Genomic DNA, 19,173 nt, shown 5'->3' with positions numbered 1-19,173 from the left:
CGGACGGGTGTCCGGGACGCGAGGAGGCGCCACGTGGTTCTCGCCATGCACATGAGCGACGGGCTGGTCAGCCCGCCCACGGCCCTGCTGTTCGGGGTGATCGCCGCGATCGGTCTCGCGATCGCGGCGACCCGGGCCCGCAGCGACCTCGACGATCGCACGGCCCCGATGGCCGGGCTGGTCACGGCGTTCGTCTTCGCCGTCCAGATGATCAACTTCCCGATCCTGCCCGGGGCGTCGGGGCACCTGCTCGGCGGCGCGCTCGTCGCGATCCTCGTCGGCCCGTGGGTCGGGTCGATGTGCATCGCCATCGTCCTGGTCGTGCAGGCGGTCCTGTTCGCCGACGGCGGGCTGACGGCGCTGGGCACCAACATCACCAACATGGCGCTGGTCGGGGTGTTCACCGGCCACCTCGTCGCGCTCGCGCTGCGCCGCTTCGCCACCCGCAGCCGGGCTGGCCTGCTGGCCACCGCGTTCGTCGCGGCCCTGCTCAACACGGTCGTCGCCGCACTCGCCTTCGTCGGCGAGTACGCCATCGGCGGGGCCGGGGGCGCCTCGCTGGGCACGGTGTTCGCCCTGATGCTCGGCTTCCACGTGCTCATCGGCGTCGGCGAGGGCGTGATCACCGCGGCCACCGTCGGCGCGGTCGCCTCCGTGCGGCCCGATCTCGTGCACCTGCTGCGCACCGCACCCGCCACCACCGAGAGGAGCCTGTCGTGACCACCCCGACCCGGTCCCGGACCCGCTTCTTCGCCGGGTTCCTGCTCGTCGCGCTGCTGATCGCGGGCGGGCTGTCCTACTTCGCCAGCCCCGATCCCGACGGGCTGGACAGCGTCACCCTGTCCGGCTGCACCCTGGACGACGCGGGCGAACCGGTGGGCGGCACCTGCATCGCGCAGAACGCGGAGGAGCACCGGCTGTCGGGCAGCCCGCTGGCCGACTACGCGATCGGCGGGAGCGAGGGCAGCGTCGGCGCCGCCGGGATCGTCGGGGTGGTCGTCACCCTGGTCGTCGCGGGCGGGCTGTTCTGGGTCCTGCGCACGCGCAGCCCGAAGTAGTGGGCGCCGGCCACTCCCATCCGCTGTACCTGAGCGGCACCTCGCCGGTGCACCGGCTGCCCGCCGAGGTGAAGATCGTCGCGGCGTTCCTGGGCGTCGTCTGCGTGGTGATCACCCCGCGCGAGGCGTTCGCGGTGTTCGGCGGCTACCTGCTGCTGCTCGCCGCGGTCTGGGCGGTCGCCCGCATCCCGGCCGGCTGGATCGCGGTGCGCTCGCTGATCGAGGCGCCGTTCGTCGTGCTGGCGGTCCTGCTGCCGTTCACCGGCCCGGCGCCGTACGTCGAGCTGGTCGGGCTGACGCTGTCCGAGCCCGGCCTGCTCGGGGCGTGGAACATCCTGGTCAAGGGCACGCTCGGCGTCCTGACCTCGCTCACCCTCGCCGCCACCACGCCGCTGCGCGACCTGCTGCTGGGCCTGCAGCGGTTGCGGGCCCCGTCGCTGGTCGTCACGATCGCCACCCTCATGCTCCGCTACGTCGACGTCATCGCCGGGGAGGCCCGCCGCATGCGCCTGGCCCGCATCTCCCGCGGCCACGACCCGCGCTTCCTGTGGCAGGTCGGGGCGACCGCCCGCGGGATCGGCGCGCTGTTCATCCGGTCCTACGAGCGCGGCGAGCGGGTGCACCTCGCGATGCTCTCCCGCGGCTGGGCCGGGGAGATGCCCCGCCTCGACGACGCCGTCACCACCCGCCGCACCTGGCTGGTCGGCCTGTCGCCCGTGGTCGTCGCCGCGGCCCTCGCGGTGACCGGCCTGGTGACGGCGTGACGACCTCCACCACGACCACGTCGCTGGCCGTGTCCGGGCTCGGCTTCGCCTACCCTGACGGCCACCGCGCCCTGCACGGCGTCGACCTGCGGATCGGGCGCGGCGAGCGCGTCGCGCTGCTCGGGCCCAACGGGGCGGGCAAGACCACGCTCGTGCTGCACCTCAACGGCATCCTCACCGCGGGGACGGGCAGCGTCGCCGTCGGCGGGCTCCCGGTCGTGAAGGACAACCTCCGCGAGATCCGGCGCCGCGTCGGCATCGTCTTCCAGGACCCCGACGACCAGCTCTTCATGCCCACCGTCGGCGAGGACGTCGCGTTCGGGCCGGCCAACTTCGGCGTGACCGGCGACGCGCTGCGCGTGCGGGTGCGCACCGCGCTGGACCGCGTCGGCATGGCCGAGCACGCCGACCGCTCGCCGCTGCACCTGTCCGGGGGCCAGCGCCGGCGCGTCGCGCTGGCCACCGTGCTGGCCTGCGAGCCGGAGATCCTCGTCCTCGACGAGCCCTCGTCCAACCTGGACCCGACGGCGCGGCGCGAGCTGGCCGAGGTGCTGCTCGACCTCGACGTCACGATGCTGATGGTGACCCACGACCTGCCCTACGCCCTGCAGCTGTGCCCGCGCAGCGTGGTGCTCGACGACGGCGAGGTCGTGGCCGACGGCCCCACCCGCGAGCTGCTCGCCGACCCGGAGATGCTGGCGCGCCACCGCCTGGAGCTGCCGTTCGGGTTCAGCCTGACCTGACCCGCACGCCCGGGTGGTCGGAGGACCGACCGCCCGGCGTGCGGAGCGGCGTCACGACTCCGGCGGCGGGGACGGGTAGCCGGGACGGACCGGGGAGTCCTTCTCCACGCGCGGGATCCCGCGGGGCGGGGTGGGCACGGAGCTCTCGTGCTCCGCGCCGCCGTTGGCGGAGATCCGGGCGGGCGGGGGCAGGTGCGGCGGGATGGCCGCCGGCTCCTGCGCCGCGGGCCGGGCCGGGACCCCGGTGGTCGCCCCCAGCGCCGGGACCTCCCGGCGCGCCTCGGCCTCGGCGTCGGCGACGACCTTCGCGATCTCCGGGTTGGTGGAGGTGTCGAACCAGTGCTTCATCGACTCCTCGTCGTCCTGGGGACGGGTCGTGGTGGCCGTGTCCTCCAGCTCGGACGGGGTGAACCGGAAGACGCCGTCCTCGCCGGGCGCGCCGAGCATGCGGGTGAAGCCCTCCAGCGCCTTGCCGAAGTCGCTGGGCACCATCCAGACCTTGTTGGCCTCGCCCTGCGCCATCTCCGGCAGCGTCTCGAGGTACTTGTAGGCGAGCAGCTCCGGGGTGGGGCGCCCGGCCTTGATCGCGGCGAACACCTTCTCGATGGCCGCCGCCTCGCCCTGCGCCTCCAGGTACTTCGCGGCCCGCTCGCCCTGCGCCCGCAGGATCGCCGACTGCCGCTCGGCCTCGGCGTCCATGATCGCGGCCTGCTTCGCGCCCTCGGCCAGCAGGATCTGGCTCTGCTTCTGGCCCTCGGCGCTGCGGATCGCCGACTCCCGCTGGCCCTCGGCGGTGAGGATCATGGCGCGCTTCTCGCGGTCGGCCTTCATCTGCCGCTCCATCGACTCCTGGATGGAGGCGGGCGGGTCGATCGCCTTGATCTCCACGCGGCCGACGCGGATGCCCCAGCGGCCGGTGGCGTCGTCGAGCTCGCCGCGCAGCACGGTGTTGATCTCGTCGCGCGAGGTGAGCGTGCCCTCCAGGCTCATGCCGCCGACGACGTTGCGCAGCGTGGTCGTGGTGATCTGCTCGACGCCGAGGATGTAGTCGGAGATCTCGTAGACCGCGGCCTTGGGGTCGGTCACGGTGTAGTAGACGACGGTGTCGATGTTGACCGTCAGGTTGTCCTGGGTGATCACGGGCTGCGGCGGGAACGACACCACCTGTTCGCGCAGGTCGATGCGCTCGCGCACCTTGTCGACGAACGGGACGAGGAACACCAGCCCGGGGTCGGCCGTGCCCTTGAAGCGGCCCAGGCGCTCGATCACCGCGGCCGTGGCCTGCGGGATGATCTGCACCGCCTTGACGACCGAGACAACGACGAGTGCCAGGAACAGCAGCCCGACGATCAACAGGGGATCCATGTCCGCCCTCTCATCGCCCCGTCAGGGGCGGATTAGTCGTGCGCGACCACCACTGCGGTGGCGCCGGTGATCTCGACGACCAGCACGGACCGGCCCTCGTCGATCACGTCGTCCTCGTGCACCGGCCGGGCCGACCACACCTCGCCGCCGATCTTGACGCGGCCACCCGCCCCGTCGACGCGGGAGACCACGACGGCCTCGCGGCCCTCGAGCGCCCGGTGGTGCAACCGGGAGTCCTCGATCTCGTGCTCGAGCCTGCGCCGCAGCGCCGGCCGCACCGCGAAGACGAGCAGCGGCGCCACGACCACGAAGGCGATCACGCCCGCGACCGGGCCGCCGACCAGGAACGTCACGCCGGCGGCCGCCAGCGCGCCACCGCCCAGCATCAGCAGCACGAACTCCCCGGACAGCACCTCGGCCGCGATCAGCGCAAGGCCCACGATGAGCCAGATCACGGCCGGGGTCATGCCCCGATCCTGCCAGAAGTCCGCTTCCCGTTGGGGAAGTCGATCTTCCTGTCCACGAACCGTGATCAGCCCGTCACGAAATCGATGAGCTGCTCGACGGCCCCGATGAGCGGGGTCTCGAGGTCGCGGAAGTTCTTCACCGAGCCCAGCACGCGGCGGGCGCCGTCGGCCGGCTCGCCCCAGCGCAGCGCCGCGCACACGCCGGTCTTCCAGTCCGTCCCGCGGGGCACCTGCGGCCAGGCCCGGATCCCGACGACGGACGGCTTCACGGCCTCCCACACGTCCACGTAGGGGTGGCCGGTGACGAGCACGTGCGGCCCGGCGACGGCGTGCGCGGCGCGGGTCTCCTTGGACCCGGCGACGAGGTGGTCGACGAGGATGCCGAGGCGCCGGTCCGGTCCGGGACCGAACTCGGCGACGGCGGCGGCCAGGTCGTCCATGCCGTGCATCGGCTCGACGACGACCCCCTCGACGCGCAGGTCGTGCCCCCACACGGTCTCGACCAGCGCGGCGTCGTGGATGCCCTCCACCCAGATCCGGGCGGCGCGGGCGGTGCGCGCCCGGTGGCCGGTGACGGCGACCGACCCCGACGCCGAACGCAGCGGCCCGGCCGGCGCCCGCTTCGGCACGACGAGCGTCGACGTCACGCCCTCGACGAGGAACGCCGCGGGCCGCAGCGGGAACACGCGGCGCCTGCCGTGCCGGTCCTCCAGCGTCACCTCGCGCACGTTCACCGTGACGACCGCGCCGCAGAACCCCTCGTGGTCCTCGACGACGAGACCCGGCTCGGCGGGGACGTCGGGGATCGTGCGGCGCACGACGGTGCGGGTGCCGTCGGATCCGAAGGCTCCGCGGTAGTCGTGGCTTCGCGTCATGGGAGGAGTTCTACCGGTGGGCCGCGACGCGCGGGCGCTGCGACACGCACCCACACGGTGACCTGCGGTGACGGTGGGTGCACGGGGTCACCCGTGCGGCAGGCGTGCGACCCCATGGGGTTGCTCGCTAACCTGGCCCCCGTGCCCCGTGCCTCCGCGACCTTCACCGTGTGGGCGTCGGCCTGGTTGGCCGGCGCCGCGGCGCCCGACGACGTGCTCGACGCGCTCGGGCCGTGGGCGCTCGCGCACGACGTGCAGGCCGCCGACGCCGAGACCGCGGCGCTGACCGCGCTGCCCCCGCCCGGCTCCCCCGTCTCCTCGCTGGCGTTCCTGCTGGCCACCCTGCGCCGCGCCTCCCCCCGCGGCCCGGCCCGCCTGGTGCTCCCGGTGCCCGGTGACGTGCGCGGCCTGCCCGGGCCCGGGGCGTTCAGCCGCGAGGCCACCTCGGCGGGTGAGGGCGTGCTGTTCGTCGACGCCGGGCTGGGCGTCGTCCCGACGACGGTCGCGGAGAACGTCGTGCGCTGGACGGTCTACCCGGTGCCCGAGGCCGGTCCGCCGGTGGAGTTCGTCGCGCTGAACCAGGCCGAGCGCGAGCTGCGCGAGCAGGTGCGGCAGTCGGCGTCGGTCCTCACCTCGCTCGGCGTGGCCCGGCACCGCCCCGGCGTGCGCGAGGAGATCGCCGCCGCCCTGCGCGCGCGGCCCGAGTCGATGTGGCCCGCCGGGATGCCCGGGCAGGCCCTGCGCGTGCTCCAGCACGCCGACGAGGTCGAGGCCATCCTGGCCGCCGCCCAGGTCGACGAGCCCGGCGGCGCGCTGTCGGCGTCGGCCGCCGAGGCGCGCCGGGAGGCGCTGCGGCCCATCGAGACCGCGGTCCGCGTCGCCCGCCGCGCGGCGGTCGCGGAGGCCGTCCGGGTGCTCGCGGCGAGCCCGCTGGTCTGAACCCGGCCCGGCCGGCCGGCCCGCGATCGATGAGTTCCCGGCGCCCCCGCCGTCCTACCCGTATGAGCACCCCTGCCCTGCCCCCCGTCACCGACGCCGAGACCTGGCGGCGCGAGCTCGACGCGCTGCGCGCCCGGGAGAAGGCCGCCACCCGTGAGCTCGACGCGATCGCCGCGCAGCGCCGCCGCCTGCCGATGGTCGAGCTGCCCGACTACACCCTCGACGGCGAGGACGGTCCGATCCGCCTGGTCGACGTCTTCGACGGGGCGTCGCAGCTGATCGTCTACCACCACATGTGGTCGCCCGGGCAGGAGTGGCAGTGCGGGGGCTGCACCGGGTTCACCTCCCAGTTCACCCGCCTCGACGTCCTGCGCAACTACGACGCGCGGTTCGTCGTCGTCACCCAGGGCCCGATCGACGAGGCGCTGGCCTACCGGCGGCGGGTCGGCAACACCATGACCTGGTACTCCACCGCGAACAGCCCCTTCGGCGCCGACGTCGGGGCACCGGCGGGCGGCGGGTTCGCCGTCAACGTGTTCCTGCGCGACGGCGACACGGTCTTCCGCACCTGGCAGACCGAGGGGCGGGGCACCGAGCAGCTCGGCCACACCTTCGCGCTGATCGACCTGCTGCCCTACGGCCGCCGGGAGGAGTGGCAGGACTCCCCCGAGGGCTGGCCGCAGGAGCAGGCCTACAGCCGGTGGCTCGACTCGCCCGACGTCGCCGCGCTGTACGGGCCGGCGCCGACCCCACGGTGACCGCGCCGGTCCCGGACGACGAGCAGCGGTTCGCCGCGCTCGTCGAGCGCCACCGCCGGGAGCTGCAGGTGCACTGCTACCGGATGCTCGGCTCGTTCGACGAGGCGCAGGACGCGGTGCAGGACACCTTCCTGCGGGCCTGGCGGTCGCGGGCCGGCGCCCGGGGCGAGTTCCGGGCGTGGCTCTACCGGATCGCCACCAACGTGTGCCTCGACCTCGCCGGCACGCGGCGGGCCGGGGGCGCGGGCGGGACGTCGGAGGTCGCGTGGCTGCAGCCCTACCCCGACGCCCTGCTCGATCTCCCCGACCCCGACGCCGGGCCCGACGCCGTCGCGGTGGCGCGGGAGACGATCGAGCTGGCGTTCCTCGCCGCGGTCCAGCACCTGCCGCCGCGGCAGCGCGCGGTCCTGCTGCTGCGCGACGTACTGGGCTGGCGGGCGGCGGCGGCCGCGCAGGTCCTCGGCGTCTCCGTCGCCGCGGCCAACAGCGCGCTGCAGCGGGCCCGCGCCACGATGCGGGAGCACCTGCCCGAGCGCCGCGCGGAGTGGACCGCACCCACCAAGGACGAGCGCGCCCTGCTGAAGCGCTACCTCGCCAGGAACGAGGACGGCGACGTCGACGCACTGGTGGCGCTGCTCGCCGAGCACGCGCGCCAGACGATGCCGCCGCTGCCGGTCGTCACCGAGGGCCGTGCGGCCATCCTGGGGATCTGGCGGACGGTGCTGCAGGGACCCGACGCGTGGGGCGAGTGGCGGTGCCTGCCCGTGGAGGTCAACCGGCAGGTCGCGCTGGCCTGCTACCTGCGCCCGTCGCGGGACCTGGTGCTGCTCGACGGGGTCCGCCGGGTCCCGGGGCCGCACTTCGAGCGGTGCGCCCTCGACGTCCTGCGCATCGAGGACGGCCTGGTCACCGAGGTCACCACGTTCGGCAGCGAGGTCTTCGGGTCCCTCGGCCTGCCCGAGCGGCTCTGACCGTGGACCTGCCCTTCCTGCGCGGGCCGCTGCCCGCGGCGTTCCGGCGGCGCACCGTCGTCGTCGAGCCCGGCGACTCGCGGCCCTACGACAGCGCCGAGTGGTCCGACGAGCTCGTCGTGGTGGAACAGGGCCGGCTCGACCTGGAGTGCCGGGCGGGCGGTGTCCGCAGCTTCCCGACCGGCGCGGTGATCTGCCTCGACCACCTCGGCCTGCGCACCCTGCACAACCGGGGCACCGACCCCACCGTCCTCGTCGCCGTGTCCCGGCGGCCCGACCACCACCGGAGAGCCCGAGAACCCCGCGTCGTCGACCTGCCCGCGCGCCCCTACCTCGGGGTCCGCCGCAGCTGCACCCCCACCACGACGCACCTCGCCGCCGACCGCATCCCGGAGGTGATCGGGCACCTGCTGTCCACCGGCGGGGAGGCCGCGGGGGCCCCGTTCCTGCGCTACCGCGTGCTCGACGGTTCGGGGTCGACGGAGGTGGAGGCGTGCGTGCCCGCAGACGACGTCGGCGCCGCCGACGGCGAGATCGCGGCGGGGGTCCTCCCAGCCGGGCGGTACGCCGTCGTGCTGCACCGCGGCCACCCCGACGGGCTGCTCGAGGTGACCGACCGGCTCCTGCGCTGGGCCGAGCGGGGCGGCCACGCCTGGGACAGGACGGTCACCGGCGACGCGGAGCACTGGGCGGCCCGCACCGAGCACTTCCTCACCGACCCCCGCGACGAGCCCGACCCGGAGCACTGGGAGACCGAACTGGCCTTCCGCCTGGCCGACTGACTCGGGTGGGGGCCGACTCGGGTGGGGCCGGCTCAGGTGGGGGGCGGGGTGCGCAGGTCGCGCAGTTCGGCCGCGTGGCGGGTGCGGGTCTCGGCGAGCTCGGCGCGCAGCCGGTCGAGCTCGGCGTCGGCCCGCTCCCGCAGCGCCCGCTCCCCGTCGACGCGGGCGGTCACGGTCAGCAGCTCGCGCTCGGCGCGCTCGCGGGCCGCCCGGTCCCCCGCCGACGCGGCGACCGCCTCGGCGGCGCGCTCCTCGGCGCGCCGCTGCGCCGCGGCCGCGGCCTCCCCCTGCTGCGCCGCGCGGTGCAGGTCGGCGTGCGCCGCCCGGGCCGCCGCCTCGGTGGCCTCCTGGGCGGACCGTGCGGCGTCGCGCTCCGCGCGGGCCCGCTCCCCCAGCTCCTGCCACTCCTGCGCGCGGGCGCGGGCCGCCTCCGACTCCGCGGCCGACCGCTCGGCCTGCGCCCGGGCCGCGTCGAGCCGGGTCCGGTCGCGCTCGGCCCGCTCCTCGGCCGCGGCCCGGTCGGCGACCGCGCGCTCCGCGACCTCCCGCGCCGCCCCCAGCGCCTCGGTGGCCTCCAGCGCCTGACGGGCCGCCGCACCCGCCCGCTCGACCGCCTCCGCCCGCTCCTTCCCCGCCCGCTCGGCCGTCTCGGCGGCCCGCCGCGCCCGGCCGACGGCCTCCTCGCGCGCCTGCTCCGCCGCCACGCGCAGCCGTTCGGCCTCGGCCACCCGCGCGTGCGCCGACCCGACCGCCTCGACGGCGTCGCGCTGCACCTCGTCCAGGCGCCCGAGCACCGCGTCGAGCGCGGCGGCCAGCTCCCCGACCGGACCGCGGACGGCGTCGACGTGCTCGCGCAACCGGTCGGCGTCGAGCCCGAACGCGGTGCCCCCGGAGTCCAGGCCCAGTGCGCCCAGCGCGTCCCGCTCCGCCCGGGCCATCTGCGCGCACGTGCGGCCGGACTCCCAGCGGGTGTCGCGGCAGAAGGAACGGCGGCGGCCGCCCTGCGGTCCGGGGGCGGGCAGTTCCGCGCGGCAGCGGCTGTAGCCGCAGCGTGTGGCCTCGTCGAGCATCCGACGATCGTAGCGGCTGAACTAGAAAACCGGTTGTTAGTTAGGAGAACTGAACCGACTCCCAACGAAACCGATGTTTCGTTGGGAGTTAGGATGGCCGCGTGCTCCCCGCCGTCCCGCAGACCGACGACTGGCCCGGCGTCCCCGATCCGGACGCGCTGCGCGAGCAGCTGCTCGGCTGGCTCAGCCAGTACGCCAACGCCGGCACCCGCCGCACCTACGCCTACGCGCTGGGGCTGCCGACCTCGTGGGTCGACCCCGTCACCGCCCCGTCGGCCCGGCGCCGCCCGCCGGCGGCCGCGACCGGCCCGCTGCACGACCTCGCCTGGTTCCGCTGGTGCGCCCGCCGCGGGCTCGATCCGCGCGCCGCCACCGGCACCGAGGTCACGGCCTGGCTGCACGCGCTCGACGCCGCGGGCGCGCAGCGGCGCACCCGGCAACGGATGCTGTCCACGGTGTCCGCGCTCTACGCCCACCTCACCGAGACCGGTGTCGTCGCGGCCAACCCGGCGGCGCTCAACCGCGCCCGGCTCGGGCTGTCGACCGGTGCGCGCGACGCCTCACCCACCGTGCGGCTGACCGCCGCCCAGCTCCGCGCGCTGCTTGTGTCGGCCGCGGAGCTGCACTACACGCGCGACCCCCGCACCGCCGCGCTCTACGCCCGCCGCGCGGTGGCGTTCGTCGCGCTGCTCACGCTGGGTCTGCGGATCTCCGAGCTGGTCGGGCTCGACCGGTCCGATCTCTACCGCACCGGCGGCGAGGAGGTGCTGCGGGTGCTCGGCAAGGGCGGGCTGCACCGCGAGGTCTACCTCACCGCCCCGGTCCGGGACGCGCTGGTCGCCTACCTCGCCGAGCGCGACCGGGTCAGCGGCGGCGCGGCCCCCGCCCGCCGCGGGACCGGCGCCGCCGCGGCGTCGCCCATGATCGCCACGCGCGACGGCGGCCGCTGCTCCCGCATCGACCTCTACACCCTGCTGCGGCGGATCGCCGCCGGTGCGGGGCCCGAGCTCGACGGCGTGGCCGACCGCGTGCACCCGCACGCCCTGCGGCACGCCTACGTCACCATCGCGCTGGAGAACGACGCCCGCATCCAGCACGTCCAGGCCGACGTCGGGCACGCCTCGATCGCCACCACCCAGCACTACGACCGGGGCCTGCGCAGCCGCCGCACCACCGCGGCCGACGTGGTGGCCGCCGCGATCACCGGCCCGTAGCGTGGCCGCCGTGGACCGCTACGAGCTGCGCCCGATCGGCCGCGTCTCCTCCCCGCTCACCGACCGGGCCGCCGCGCCGAAGCAGGGGCACGAGGGAGCACCGGAGGCCGTCGTCGTGCTCGACCCGTCGGTGGCCGTCGCCGCCCGGGACCTGACCGTGGGCCAGGACGCGATCGTGCTCACCTGGCTCGACCGCGCCGACCGCGACGTGCAGCTGACCCGCCCCCGCGACGACCCCGCCCGGCCGCCCACCGGCGTGTTCTCCACCCGCTCGCCGGACCGGCCCAACCCCATCGGGCTGCACCGCGTGCGGATCCGCTCGATCGACGGCCTCCGGATCGGGGTGCACGACCTGGAGGCCCTCGACGGCACCCCGGTCCTCGACGTCAAGGCCGTGGTCGATCTCCCCGGCGAGCGCTGAGCGCCACCGGGGAGACCGCCGGTCAGCCGTCGACCTTCTCCGACCGGTCGAGCTCGCGGACCTCGCCGCCGGCCATCCGGTCGCGGAAGCTGATGACCTCCTTCCTCACCACGGGCGCGAGGATGTAGAGCCCGATGATGTTGACCAGGGCGAGCAGGAACAGCACCGCGTCGGCGACGTTCAGCACGCTGCCCAGCGTCAGCACCGAGCCGACGACGGAAGCCGACGATCAGGGCCCCGATCGCCCCGCCCACGACGCCCTCGGCGGTGAGGGCGCCGCTGATGATCGCGCCGAACGCCGCGGGCACCTGGTCGATGTTGACCGCGATGACGGTCAGGCACGCCGCGACGTAGATCAGCGCCATCGCCGGCACCAGCCGGCCGGTGACCCGGCCGATCGCGGTGATCCCGCCGAAGATCACCGCCCCGACGACCGGTGCCAGCACCACACCGAAGATCAGCGCGGCGCCGTCGCTGCCCAGCGCGCCGGTGTCGCCGCCGGTGACGCTCCGCAGCTGGGCGAAGGTCTGGTCGGCCTGGAACATGTTGCCGCCGGCGCCCCCGAAGAACAGCAGGAAGACCGCGGCGAGGGCGGCCAGCACCCGCCCGAAGGCCGAGCCGAAGGCCCCGGGGTACCGCTCGGCGACGCCCTTGCGCAGGTAGTGCATCGGGCCGCCGGAGACGGTGCCGTCCTCGTGCACCTCCCGGTAGCGCACGCCCAGGGTGCACTCCACGAACTTCGTGCACATGCCGAGCAGCCCGGCCAGGATCATCCAGGACGTGGCACCCGCACCGCCCACGGTCATCGCCACGCCGACCCCCGCGATGTTGCCCAGGCCGACGGTCCCGGAGACCGCCGAGGTCGGCGCCTGGAAGTGGGTGATCTCGCCGGGCTCGTCGTTGCGGGTGAAGCGCCCCCGGACGATCTTGAGCGCGAGCCGGACAGGGTGTTGAAGTCGGCGAAGACCGCCGTCGACATCGGGTCGAACGCACCGTTGATGGACGACTCGATCTCGCCGAGCAGCCCGCCGGGCGCGGCGGCGAGCGGTGCAGCGAGGGGCGGCGGAGGTGTCATAGCTCGCAAGAAGACCCGAACGGAACGTATCGGGCAAGTCTGGCGAGGAGGCGGGTCCGGATCACCCTGCGCGCGCTCATCCGAGCAGCAGGAGCACCAGCCCGGCCGTCCCGGCGAGGGTCCGGACGTGGTTCCACCGGGTCCAGCGCGCCCGGTAGCGGTCCCAGTCCACCGCGCCGGCGGCGAGGGCGTCGTTCAGCGGGACGTTCACCGCGGCCGTCACCCCGAGGACCCCGGCCAGGTAGAGGGCGGCGCCGAGCACCGGCAGCGCCGACCCACCCGTCACCGCGACCCCGACGACCAGCGCCGCGCAGGCCAGCCCGGTCCCGACGAACATCCCGAGGAACACCGGGTTCAGCACCGCGGCGTTGATCGCGCGCATGGCGGCCGCCCCGTCGCGCCCGGGCAACCGGCCCAGCGCCGCCATCACCCCCGCCGAGAACGCGAACAGCAGACCGGCGACCAGCCCGCACCCCGTCGCGGCCACGATCCGCAGGACGGTCACGCCACCCACCCCCCCACCAGGTCCTCGATGCCGGTCGGCGTGGTGTTCTCCGCCGTGCGCACCGCGGAGATCCGCCCGGAGTTCAGCGCCGCCGTCATCCCGGTGTGCCGGGCCGCGGCGTCCGGGGAGAACCCGGCGCCGACCAGCGCGGCCACCATCTCGTCGTCGGGCAGCCGGACGTAGGGCAGGTCCGGGCGGTGCAGCGCCGTCCCCAGCACCCGTGCGACCTCGGTCTGGGTGAGGTCGCGCGGCCCGAGCAGCTCGACCGGGCCCGTCCGGTAGCGCGTGCACAGCGCACGGGCCGCCGCCGCGGCGACGTCCCGGGTCGCGACCATCGGCAGCGCGAGGTCCGGGTCGAGCGAGTCCGCGACGCACCCGAGCGCCTCGACGACCGGCAGCGCGTCGGCGGCGTTCTCCAGGAACCAGCCCGGTCGCAGGGCGAGCACCCGGGCGCCGGTCCCGGCGAGGTGCCGCTCGTGGGCGTGCAGCCCCTCGATGAACCCGGTCCCGGTCGGCAGCTCGGCCCCCAGGCTGCTCAGCGCCACGACGTAGGGCACCCCGGCCGCCCGGACCGCGGTGGCGATCGCGGCGGCCTTGGCCTCCTGCGCGCCGCGGTGGTCGGGCTCGTGCTCGTCGACCGGCAGCATCGTGAACACGGCGTCGGCCCCGCGGAACGCCTCGGTCAGGAACGCCGCGTCCCCGGCGTCGCCCACGCACGGGACCACCCCGACCGCCGCGAGCCGCTCCGCGGAACGGCCGACCGCCCGCACCTCCTCGCCGTCCAGCGCGGCCACCACCTGCCGGCCCACCCGGCCCGTCGCACCCATCACCGTGATCATCGTCTGCTCCCCTCGTCGGTTGCCGTGCGTCCAGGCTGCCGCCGGGCGACCGGACGTTCCATGCCCATCCGTCGCCGATCCGTGCTCGATCGTCCCGACCGATCGGACGTCCGGGCTGCCACACTGGGGACGTGGAGACGCCCTGGTCCGTCGCGCCGCCCGACCCGCTCGGCGAGGCCCTGCACCACCTGCGGCTCGTCGGCACCTTCTACTGCCGCTCCGAGCTGACGGCGCCGTGGGGCCTCACGCTGCCGCCGATGCCCGGCCACCTGTGGTTGCACGTCGTCACGGCGGGCGGGTGCCGGCTGGAGACCGACGGCGCCGAGGCCGTGCAGTTGCGGGCCGGCGACGTCGCGCTCGTGCCGCACGGGGACGGCCACCGGCTGCGCAGCGCGCCCGGCACCATCGCCCCGTCGGTGATGGACCTGCCCCAGACGTTCACCAACGACCGGTACGCGCAGCTGCGCCACGGCTCCGGCGGCGCCCCGACGACGCTCGTCTGCGCCGCGGTGCAGGTCGACACCCCGGGGGCCCGCGACCTCGTCGAGCTGCTGCCGCCGCTGCTGCACGTCGGCGCGTCACCCCGCACCGAGTGGATGCGGGCGACGCTGCGCCTGGTCGCGGCCGAGGCGGAGGAGCTGCGCCCGGGCGGCGAGGCCGTCCTCACCCGCCTGGCCGACGTCCTGGTCATCCAGGTCGTGCGGTCCTGGCTGGAGACCGACCCGGCGGCGCGCACCGGCTGGCTCGGCGCCCTCGCCGACCCCCGGATCGGGCGCGCGATCACCCTGATCCACCGCGACCCGGCCCACCCGTGGACGGTCGCCTCGCTCGCGGCGGAGATCCCGATGTCGCGCTCCGCGTTCGCCGCGCGGTTCACCGAGATGGTCGGCGAACCCGCACTCGCCTACCTGACGCGGCGGCGGATGCACCTGGCGCTGGACCGCCTCCGCGGCGGCGGGGGCGTCGCCGAGGTCGCCGGCGGCCTCGGCTACCGCTCGGAGGCCGCGTTCAGCCGGGCTTTCACCCGCGTCATCGGCACGACGCCGGGGGCGGTGCGCCGGGGTGCGCCGGTGCCCCGCTGAGGGTCACACCTCGCCGACGGCCACGATCCGGTCCAGGTCGCTCAGCACGATCGCGTGCCGCGCGGGAGACCCCGGCGGCACGACGAACCGCAGCGCCCTGCCGTCGGCGGCCATGTCCTCGACGAAGTCGTAGAGCACCTGGATCCCGGCGCTGCCCAGGTGCGTGACCGCCCCCAGCTCGACCACCAGCGGCAGCGCCCCGCCCCGGCTCGCCGACCACAGCTCGCGGCGCAGGTCCTCGGCCGTGCTGAGGTCGATCGGGCCGCCGAGCGCGATCCGCGGTTCGGGCGCGACCGTGCGGGTCACGCTCATCGTCGACGGCCGCGGCACCGCGCTGGTCTCGACGACCGTCGCCGGGCTGACCACCGGCTCGCGCCGCACCCGCCGGTCCAGCAGCAGGACGGTGCCCTCGGGCGAGTCGTCGATCTCGACGGTGTCCATGCAGCCGCGCATCATCATCAGCCCGCGGCCGCGGTGGCCGGGGTCGGGCGGCGCGGGCCGCCACCTGCCCCCGTCGGTGATCGTCATGCAGACCCGCCCCTGGCCGTCGAGCTGGCCCTCGACCCGCACGCTGCCGCCGCCGCCGGGGTAGGCGTGCTCGACGCTGTTGGTCGCCGCCTCCACCGCCGCGATCTCGATCGAGGCGATGTCGGCGTCGGAGACGCCGAGCTCGGTGAGCCAGGTCTCCAGGTCGCGGCGCAGGGTCGAGAGCCGTGCCGGTTCCGCCGGGATCTCGGTCACGAAGTCCGGGACGGCCCGCCCGGTGAGCCGCAGCGCCAGCACGGTGACGTCGTCGTGGTAGCCGTGGCGGGTCATCCGCTCGACGGTCAGCTCGGCGACGCGGTCGGTCGCGTCCGCCGACATCGTCGACGACGGGCCGCGGCGCATCGCCGCCGACGCCACCTCGGCGAGCTCCGTCAGCCCGACGGTGAGGTCCTGCGACGGCCGCTCGACCAGGCCGTCGGAGTAGCACAGGACGAGATCGCCCGCGGCGAGCACGGCCGTGCCGACCGTCGCCGCCGGCCCCGCGACCCCGAGCGGGCCGCCGCCGGGGGCGGGCAGGTAGCGCGCCGCGCCGTCGATCGACACGACCAGCGGTGGCGGGTGGCCCGCGCACACGTAGCGCACCTCCCCGTCCGGCGTGACCAGCGCGATGCAGACCGTGGCCCCGCGCGCGCCGGGCACCCGGCCGGCGAAGGCGTCGAGGCGGGCGAGGACGGTGTCGAGGTCGTCGCCGTCGAGCAGGAACTCCACGAGCACGGCCCGCAGCTGGGCCATCACCGCGGCCGCGGCCGACCCGTGCCCGACGACGTCGCCGACCATGATCGCGGCGGTGCCGTCCAGCGCCACCGCCTCGAACCAGTCACCGCCCGCGGCCTGCTCGGCGCCGGCCACCAGGTAGTGCGCGGCGATCCGCATGCCGGGCAGGACGGGCAGGCCGTCGGGCAGCAGGCTGCGCTGCAGCGTCAGGACGACGTCCTGCGCGGCCGCGTAGCGCTCGCGCAGGTCGGCCGTGTCGGCCTCCAGCGAGCGGCGGTGCCGGACGGTCGCGGTCGCGTCGCGGAACTGCACCGCCACCCCCGAGACCTCCCCCGGCGGGTCGTGCAGCGCGACGGCGTCGACGTCGACGAACCGGTCGTCGCCGTCGCCGGTGACCTCGATGCGCCACTCCCGCGCCGTGAACGGCTCGCCGGTGGCGTAGACGCGGTCGAAGTGGCCCAGCAGGTTCTGGCCGGCGATCTCGGGGAACACCTCGGCGAGCGGCCGGCCGAGGATCCCGGGGCGGTCACCGAGGAAGGTGCGGGCGGCCCGGTTGGCGCCGACGACGAGGTGCCCGGGGCCCCGGTGGACGAGGACGCCGTGCGGCAGCTCCTCCATGGCCCGAGCCAGGGCGTGGGGATCCGACATCGGCCTGCTCCTGGGGTCGGCTGAGCGGAGAGTACCGGTCCGGCCGGACGACCCCTCCGCCAAGTCATGGCGACGATCCGCGCGGAGTTCGGGATCTCCCAGCCCGCGGTCTCCCAGCACCTCAAGGTGCTGCGCGACAACGGGTTCGCGACCGTCCGCCCCGAGGGGACGCGGCGGCTCTACGCCGTGCGCGACGCACCGCTGCGCGAGGTCGACGCCTGGCTCGACCACTTCCGCCGCTTCTGGACGCCCCCGCTCGACGCGCTCGCCACCGAGGTGGCCCGCGGCCGTCGACGACGAGAGAGGAACGACCCGTGACCGACGTGTCCCGCAGCACCGGCACCCGCACCGTCGACGGGGAGGAGGCCCGCGTCGCGACCATCGCCCGGACCCACCCGACCGACGACCTGTGGGAGGCCTGCACCACCGCCGAGCGGATCAGCCGCTGGTTCCTCCCGGTCACCGGCGACCTGCGCCGCGGCGGTCGCTACCAGCTGGAGGGCGACGCCGCGGGCACCGTGGAGGAGTGCGATCCGCCGCACCGGTTCGTCGCGACCTGGGAGTTCGCCGGCGGGACCAGCCGGATCACCGTGTCGCTCACCGCCGTCGGCCTGCTCGGCCTGGCCCGGCACCTCGACGACCCGACCGCCCGGTTCGACGAGGCCGCCTTCGGTGCGTCCGCCGAGGGCCGGCGGTTCGTCGCGGAGTCGGGCGACGCCTGGTGCGCCGCGGGGGTGGCGAGCGGGCTCGACGAGCGGGCCCAGCGCGCGGCCGCCGACCGCTCGATCGCGTTCTACGCGCCTGCCGACTCCTGATCGCGCGCGGGTCGGCGCGGGGGCTCGCAGCACGCGACCGCGCACAGCCCGCCGTTGACGCCGCACCCCGCGCGCGGCACGGTGCCCAGGCCGCGCGGGGCGCGGTCGTGGCAGTGCTCGTCCATCAGCTCGACGACCATGTCGGCGAACCGCGGGTCCGGGCCCGCGGTCGCGGCGCGAGCGAACCCCATGCCCAGCTCCTCGGCCCGCTCGCGGGCCTCGGTGTCGAGGTCCCAGATCACCTCGACGTGGTCGGAGACGAACCCCACCGGCGCGATCGTGACGGCCGGGACGCCCCGGGCGTGCAGGGCGTCGAGGTGGTCGACGATGTCGGGCCCGAGCCACGGGATCCGCGGCGGGCCGGACCGCGACTGCCACACCACGTCGTGGTCGGCGACGCCGAGCTCGGCGGCCACCAGCCGCGCCGCCTCGGTGACCTGCTTCGAGTAGCGGTGCCCACCCTCCTCCGGCGGCCCGGCGGACGCGTCCGCCGACTCGGGCACCGAGTGCGCGGTGAACACCAGGCGGGCACCGTCGGGCAGCCCGGCCGCGCGCACGGCGTCGGCGTTGGCGGCGACGAACGCCGGATGGTCGAAGAAGTGGCGCAGCTTCACCAGCTCCGGTGCGCCCTCCCCCACGGCCTTGCGGGCCCGCGCGATGTCCTCGTGGTACTGGCGGCACGCGGAGTACCCGCCGTAGGCGCTGGTGGCGAACACCAGCGCGCGGGTGATCCCGTCCCGCGCCATCTCGGCGACGGTGTCCTCGACCATCGGGTGCCAGTTGCGGTTGCCGAAGTACACCGGCAGGTCCCGGTCCTGATCGAGGAGGCGCTCCCGGATGGCCGCGATCAGCTCGCGGTTGCGGGCGTTGATCGGCGAGACGCCGCCGAAGTGCTGGTAGTGCTCCTCGACGGCGTCGAGCCGTTCCGGCGGGATCCCCCGCCCGCGCGTGACGTTCTCCAGGAACGGTCGGACCTCGTCGGGCCCTTCGGGGCCGCCGAAGGACAGGACGAGCAGGGCCTGGAAGTCACCGGTCACCCTGGTGATCCTCGCACCGGCCGGGGCACACTGCCTGCCGTGCCCCCCGCGCGCGTGCAGGACGTCCACGACCTCGCCGAGGCGATGCCGCACGTCACCGTGGTCACCGGCGGTGCCGGCAACCGCGTCTACCAGGTGGGCGGGAAGTCGTTCGTGTTCTTCCGCACCCCGCGCCCGGACGCGGTCGATCCCGCCACCGGCGAGCGGTACGCCGACGTCATCGTGTTCTGGGTCCCCTCCGACGACGACAAGCAGGCGCTCGTGCAGGACCCGGGCACGCCGTTCTTCACCACGCCGCACTTCGACGGGCACCCGTCGGTCCTGGTCCGCGGGAGCCGGATCGGCGAGCTCGACCGGGCCGAGCTCGCCGAGATCGTGCAGGACGCCTGGCTGGCGCAGGCGTCGAAGCGCCGGGCCGCGCAGTGGCTGGCGAGCCGGGGTCTCTAGTCGGGGATGGAGGGGCCGACGGAGGAGGCCCCGGGGCG

At 75.6% G+C, this 19,173-nt stretch carries 22 protein-coding genes and 2 pseudogenes; 14 read left to right on the top strand and 10 right to left on the bottom strand.

The features are described from left to right. Window positions 1-45 precede the first annotated feature (45 nt). The 4 genes from H6H00_RS23380 to H6H00_RS23365 are packed head-to-tail and all read left to right on the top strand — an operon-like array spanning window position 46 to window position 2,565. Window positions 46-720 (top strand): energy-coupling factor ABC transporter permease, encoded by a 675-nt coding sequence (locus H6H00_RS23380; protein ID WP_185722711.1) that lies wholly within the window; start codon window positions 46-48, stop codon window positions 718-720. Next, window positions 717-1,058, top strand: a complete 342-nt coding sequence (locus H6H00_RS23375; protein WP_185717847.1) for a PDGLE domain-containing protein — start codon at window positions 717-719, stop codon at window positions 1,056-1,058. Before H6H00_RS23380 ends, H6H00_RS23375 begins: the two co-directional genes overlap by 4 nt. Then, window positions 1,058-1,822, top strand: coding sequence for a cobalt ECF transporter T component CbiQ (cbiQ, locus tag H6H00_RS23370; protein WP_185717846.1), 765 nt, complete (start codon window positions 1,058-1,060; stop codon window positions 1,820-1,822). The genes H6H00_RS23375 and cbiQ overlap by 1 nt, the downstream gene beginning before the upstream one ends. After that, window positions 1,819-2,565: an energy-coupling factor ABC transporter ATP-binding protein gene (locus H6H00_RS23365; RefSeq protein WP_185717845.1), complete on the top strand. Its 747-nt coding sequence runs from the start codon at window positions 1,819-1,821 to the stop codon at window positions 2,563-2,565. Before cbiQ ends, H6H00_RS23365 begins: the two co-directional genes overlap by 4 nt. Before the next feature lie 51 nt (window positions 2,566-2,616). Here H6H00_RS23365 and H6H00_RS23360 read toward each other — a convergent pair whose 3' ends face one another. From H6H00_RS23360 to H6H00_RS23350, 3 genes are all read right to left on the bottom strand, one after another. Beyond that, window positions 2,617-3,930, bottom strand: coding sequence for an SPFH domain-containing protein (locus tag H6H00_RS23360; RefSeq protein WP_185717844.1), 1,314 nt, complete (start codon window positions 3,928-3,930; stop codon window positions 2,617-2,619). Between the two features lie 32 nt (window positions 3,931-3,962). Further along, window positions 3,963-4,397: an NfeD family protein gene (locus tag H6H00_RS23355; protein ID WP_185717843.1), complete on the bottom strand. Its 435-nt coding sequence runs from the start codon at window positions 4,395-4,397 to the stop codon at window positions 3,963-3,965. Between the two features lie 65 nt (window positions 4,398-4,462). Continuing rightward, a complete protein-coding gene (locus tag H6H00_RS23350; RefSeq protein ID WP_185717842.1) occupies window positions 4,463-5,272 on the bottom strand; it encodes a DUF3097 domain-containing protein in 810 nt (269 codons plus the stop codon). 141 nt (window positions 5,273-5,413) lie between these two features. Between H6H00_RS23350 and H6H00_RS23345 the strand changes: the two genes are divergently transcribed. From H6H00_RS23345 to H6H00_RS23330, 4 genes are all read left to right on the top strand, one after another. Continuing rightward, the gene (locus H6H00_RS23345) at window positions 5,414-6,211 is read left to right on the top strand and encodes an Rv1486c family protein (protein WP_185717841.1); all 798 of its coding nucleotides are present in this window, start codon (window positions 5,414-5,416) and stop codon (window positions 6,209-6,211) included. A gap of 62 nt (window positions 6,212-6,273) precedes the next feature. Then, window positions 6,274-6,969, top strand: a complete 696-nt coding sequence (locus H6H00_RS23340) for a DUF899 domain-containing protein (RefSeq protein ID WP_185717840.1) — start codon at window positions 6,274-6,276, stop codon at window positions 6,967-6,969. Further along, window positions 6,966-7,940, top strand: a complete 975-nt coding sequence (locus tag H6H00_RS23335; protein WP_185717839.1) for an RNA polymerase subunit sigma-70 — start codon at window positions 6,966-6,968, stop codon at window positions 7,938-7,940. The genes H6H00_RS23340 and H6H00_RS23335 overlap by 4 nt, the downstream gene beginning before the upstream one ends. A gap of 2 nt (window positions 7,941-7,942) precedes the next feature. Next, window positions 7,943-8,722: a GyrI-like domain-containing protein gene (locus H6H00_RS23330; RefSeq protein ID WP_185717838.1), complete on the top strand. Its 780-nt coding sequence runs from the start codon at window positions 7,943-7,945 to the stop codon at window positions 8,720-8,722. A gap of 32 nt (window positions 8,723-8,754) precedes the next feature. Here H6H00_RS23330 and H6H00_RS23325 read toward each other — a convergent pair whose 3' ends face one another. After that, window positions 8,755-9,792 (bottom strand): coiled-coil domain-containing protein, encoded by a 1,038-nt coding sequence (locus tag H6H00_RS23325; protein ID WP_185717837.1) that lies wholly within the window; start codon window positions 9,790-9,792, stop codon window positions 8,755-8,757. 101 nt (window positions 9,793-9,893) lie between these two features. On the opposite strand from H6H00_RS23325, the gene H6H00_RS23320 reads away from it, so the two are divergent. Together H6H00_RS23320 and tsaA are read left to right on the top strand one after the other, a co-directional pair. Then, window positions 9,894-11,006 (top strand): tyrosine-type recombinase/integrase, encoded by a 1,113-nt coding sequence (locus H6H00_RS23320; RefSeq protein ID WP_185717836.1) that lies wholly within the window; start codon window positions 9,894-9,896, stop codon window positions 11,004-11,006. Window positions 11,007-11,016: 10 nt separating this feature from the next. Further along, the gene (tsaA, locus tag H6H00_RS23315; RefSeq protein ID WP_185717835.1) at window positions 11,017-11,427 is read left to right on the top strand and encodes a tRNA (N6-threonylcarbamoyladenosine(37)-N6)-methyltransferase TrmO; all 411 of its coding nucleotides are present in this window, start codon (window positions 11,017-11,019) and stop codon (window positions 11,425-11,427) included. A gap of 22 nt (window positions 11,428-11,449) precedes the next feature. On the opposite strand, the gene H6H00_RS33025 is transcribed toward tsaA, so the two are convergent. From H6H00_RS33025 to H6H00_RS23300, 4 genes and pseudogenes are all read right to left on the bottom strand, one after another. Then, entirely contained in the window at window positions 11,450-11,614 is a 165-nt protein-coding gene (locus H6H00_RS33025; RefSeq protein ID WP_425566743.1) for a hypothetical protein, read from the bottom strand. 25 nt (window positions 11,615-11,639) lie between these two features. After that, window positions 11,640-12,502: pseudogene (locus H6H00_RS23310) on the bottom strand (alanine:cation symporter family protein); the annotation flags it as partial. Window positions 12,503-12,578: 76 nt separating this feature from the next. Continuing rightward, complete coding sequence (locus H6H00_RS23305; RefSeq protein WP_221775639.1) at window positions 12,579-13,007, bottom strand: anthrone oxygenase family protein; 429 nt, start codon at window positions 13,005-13,007, stop codon at window positions 12,579-12,581. Continuing rightward, entirely contained in the window at window positions 13,004-13,846 is an 843-nt protein-coding gene (locus H6H00_RS23300; RefSeq protein ID WP_185717834.1) for an NAD(P)H-binding protein, read from the bottom strand. Before H6H00_RS23300 ends, H6H00_RS23305 begins: the two co-directional genes overlap by 4 nt. Window positions 13,847-13,977: 131 nt before the next feature. Between H6H00_RS23300 and H6H00_RS23295 the strand changes: the two genes are divergently transcribed. Further along, window positions 13,978-14,928 (top strand): AraC family transcriptional regulator, encoded by a 951-nt coding sequence (locus tag H6H00_RS23295; RefSeq protein ID WP_221775638.1) that lies wholly within the window; start codon window positions 13,978-13,980, stop codon window positions 14,926-14,928. Window positions 14,929-14,931: 3 nt separating this feature from the next. Here H6H00_RS23295 and H6H00_RS23290 read toward each other — a convergent pair whose 3' ends face one another. After that, window positions 14,932-16,836 (bottom strand): SpoIIE family protein phosphatase, encoded by a 1,905-nt coding sequence (locus H6H00_RS23290; protein ID WP_185717833.1) that lies wholly within the window; start codon window positions 16,834-16,836, stop codon window positions 14,932-14,934. Window positions 16,837-16,899: 63 nt separating this feature from the next. Between H6H00_RS23290 and H6H00_RS23285 the strand changes: the two are divergent. Then, a pseudogene (locus H6H00_RS23285) lies at window positions 16,900-17,154 on the top strand (ArsR/SmtB family transcription factor); the annotation flags it as partial. Further along, window positions 17,151-17,651 carry an SRPBCC domain-containing protein gene (locus H6H00_RS23280; RefSeq protein WP_185717831.1) on the top strand — a complete coding sequence of 167 codons (501 nt, stop codon included), beginning with the start codon at window positions 17,151-17,153 and terminating at the stop codon, window positions 17,649-17,651. The pseudogene H6H00_RS23285 and the gene H6H00_RS23280, both read left to right, overlap by 4 nt. Here H6H00_RS23280 and H6H00_RS23275 read toward each other — a convergent pair. After that, complete coding sequence (locus tag H6H00_RS23275) at window positions 17,630-18,688, bottom strand: ferrochelatase (RefSeq protein WP_185717830.1); 1,059 nt, start codon at window positions 18,686-18,688, stop codon at window positions 17,630-17,632. The genes H6H00_RS23280 and H6H00_RS23275 overlap by 22 nt on opposite strands. 39 nt (window positions 18,689-18,727) lie before the next feature. Between H6H00_RS23275 and H6H00_RS23270 the strand changes: the two genes are divergently transcribed. Then, window positions 18,728-19,135: an MmcQ/YjbR family DNA-binding protein gene (locus tag H6H00_RS23270; protein ID WP_255425332.1), complete on the top strand. Its 408-nt coding sequence runs from the start codon at window positions 18,728-18,730 to the stop codon at window positions 19,133-19,135. Window positions 19,136-19,173: the final 38 nt, after the last annotated feature.

It is taken from the genome of Pseudonocardia petroleophila, from assembly GCF_014235185.1.
Classification (GTDB): Bacteria; Actinomycetota; Actinomycetes; order Mycobacteriales; family Pseudonocardiaceae; genus Pseudonocardia; species Pseudonocardia petroleophila.
Note: the sequence above shows the minus strand (reverse complement) of the source record. Positions and strands in the feature narration are given on the sequence as shown.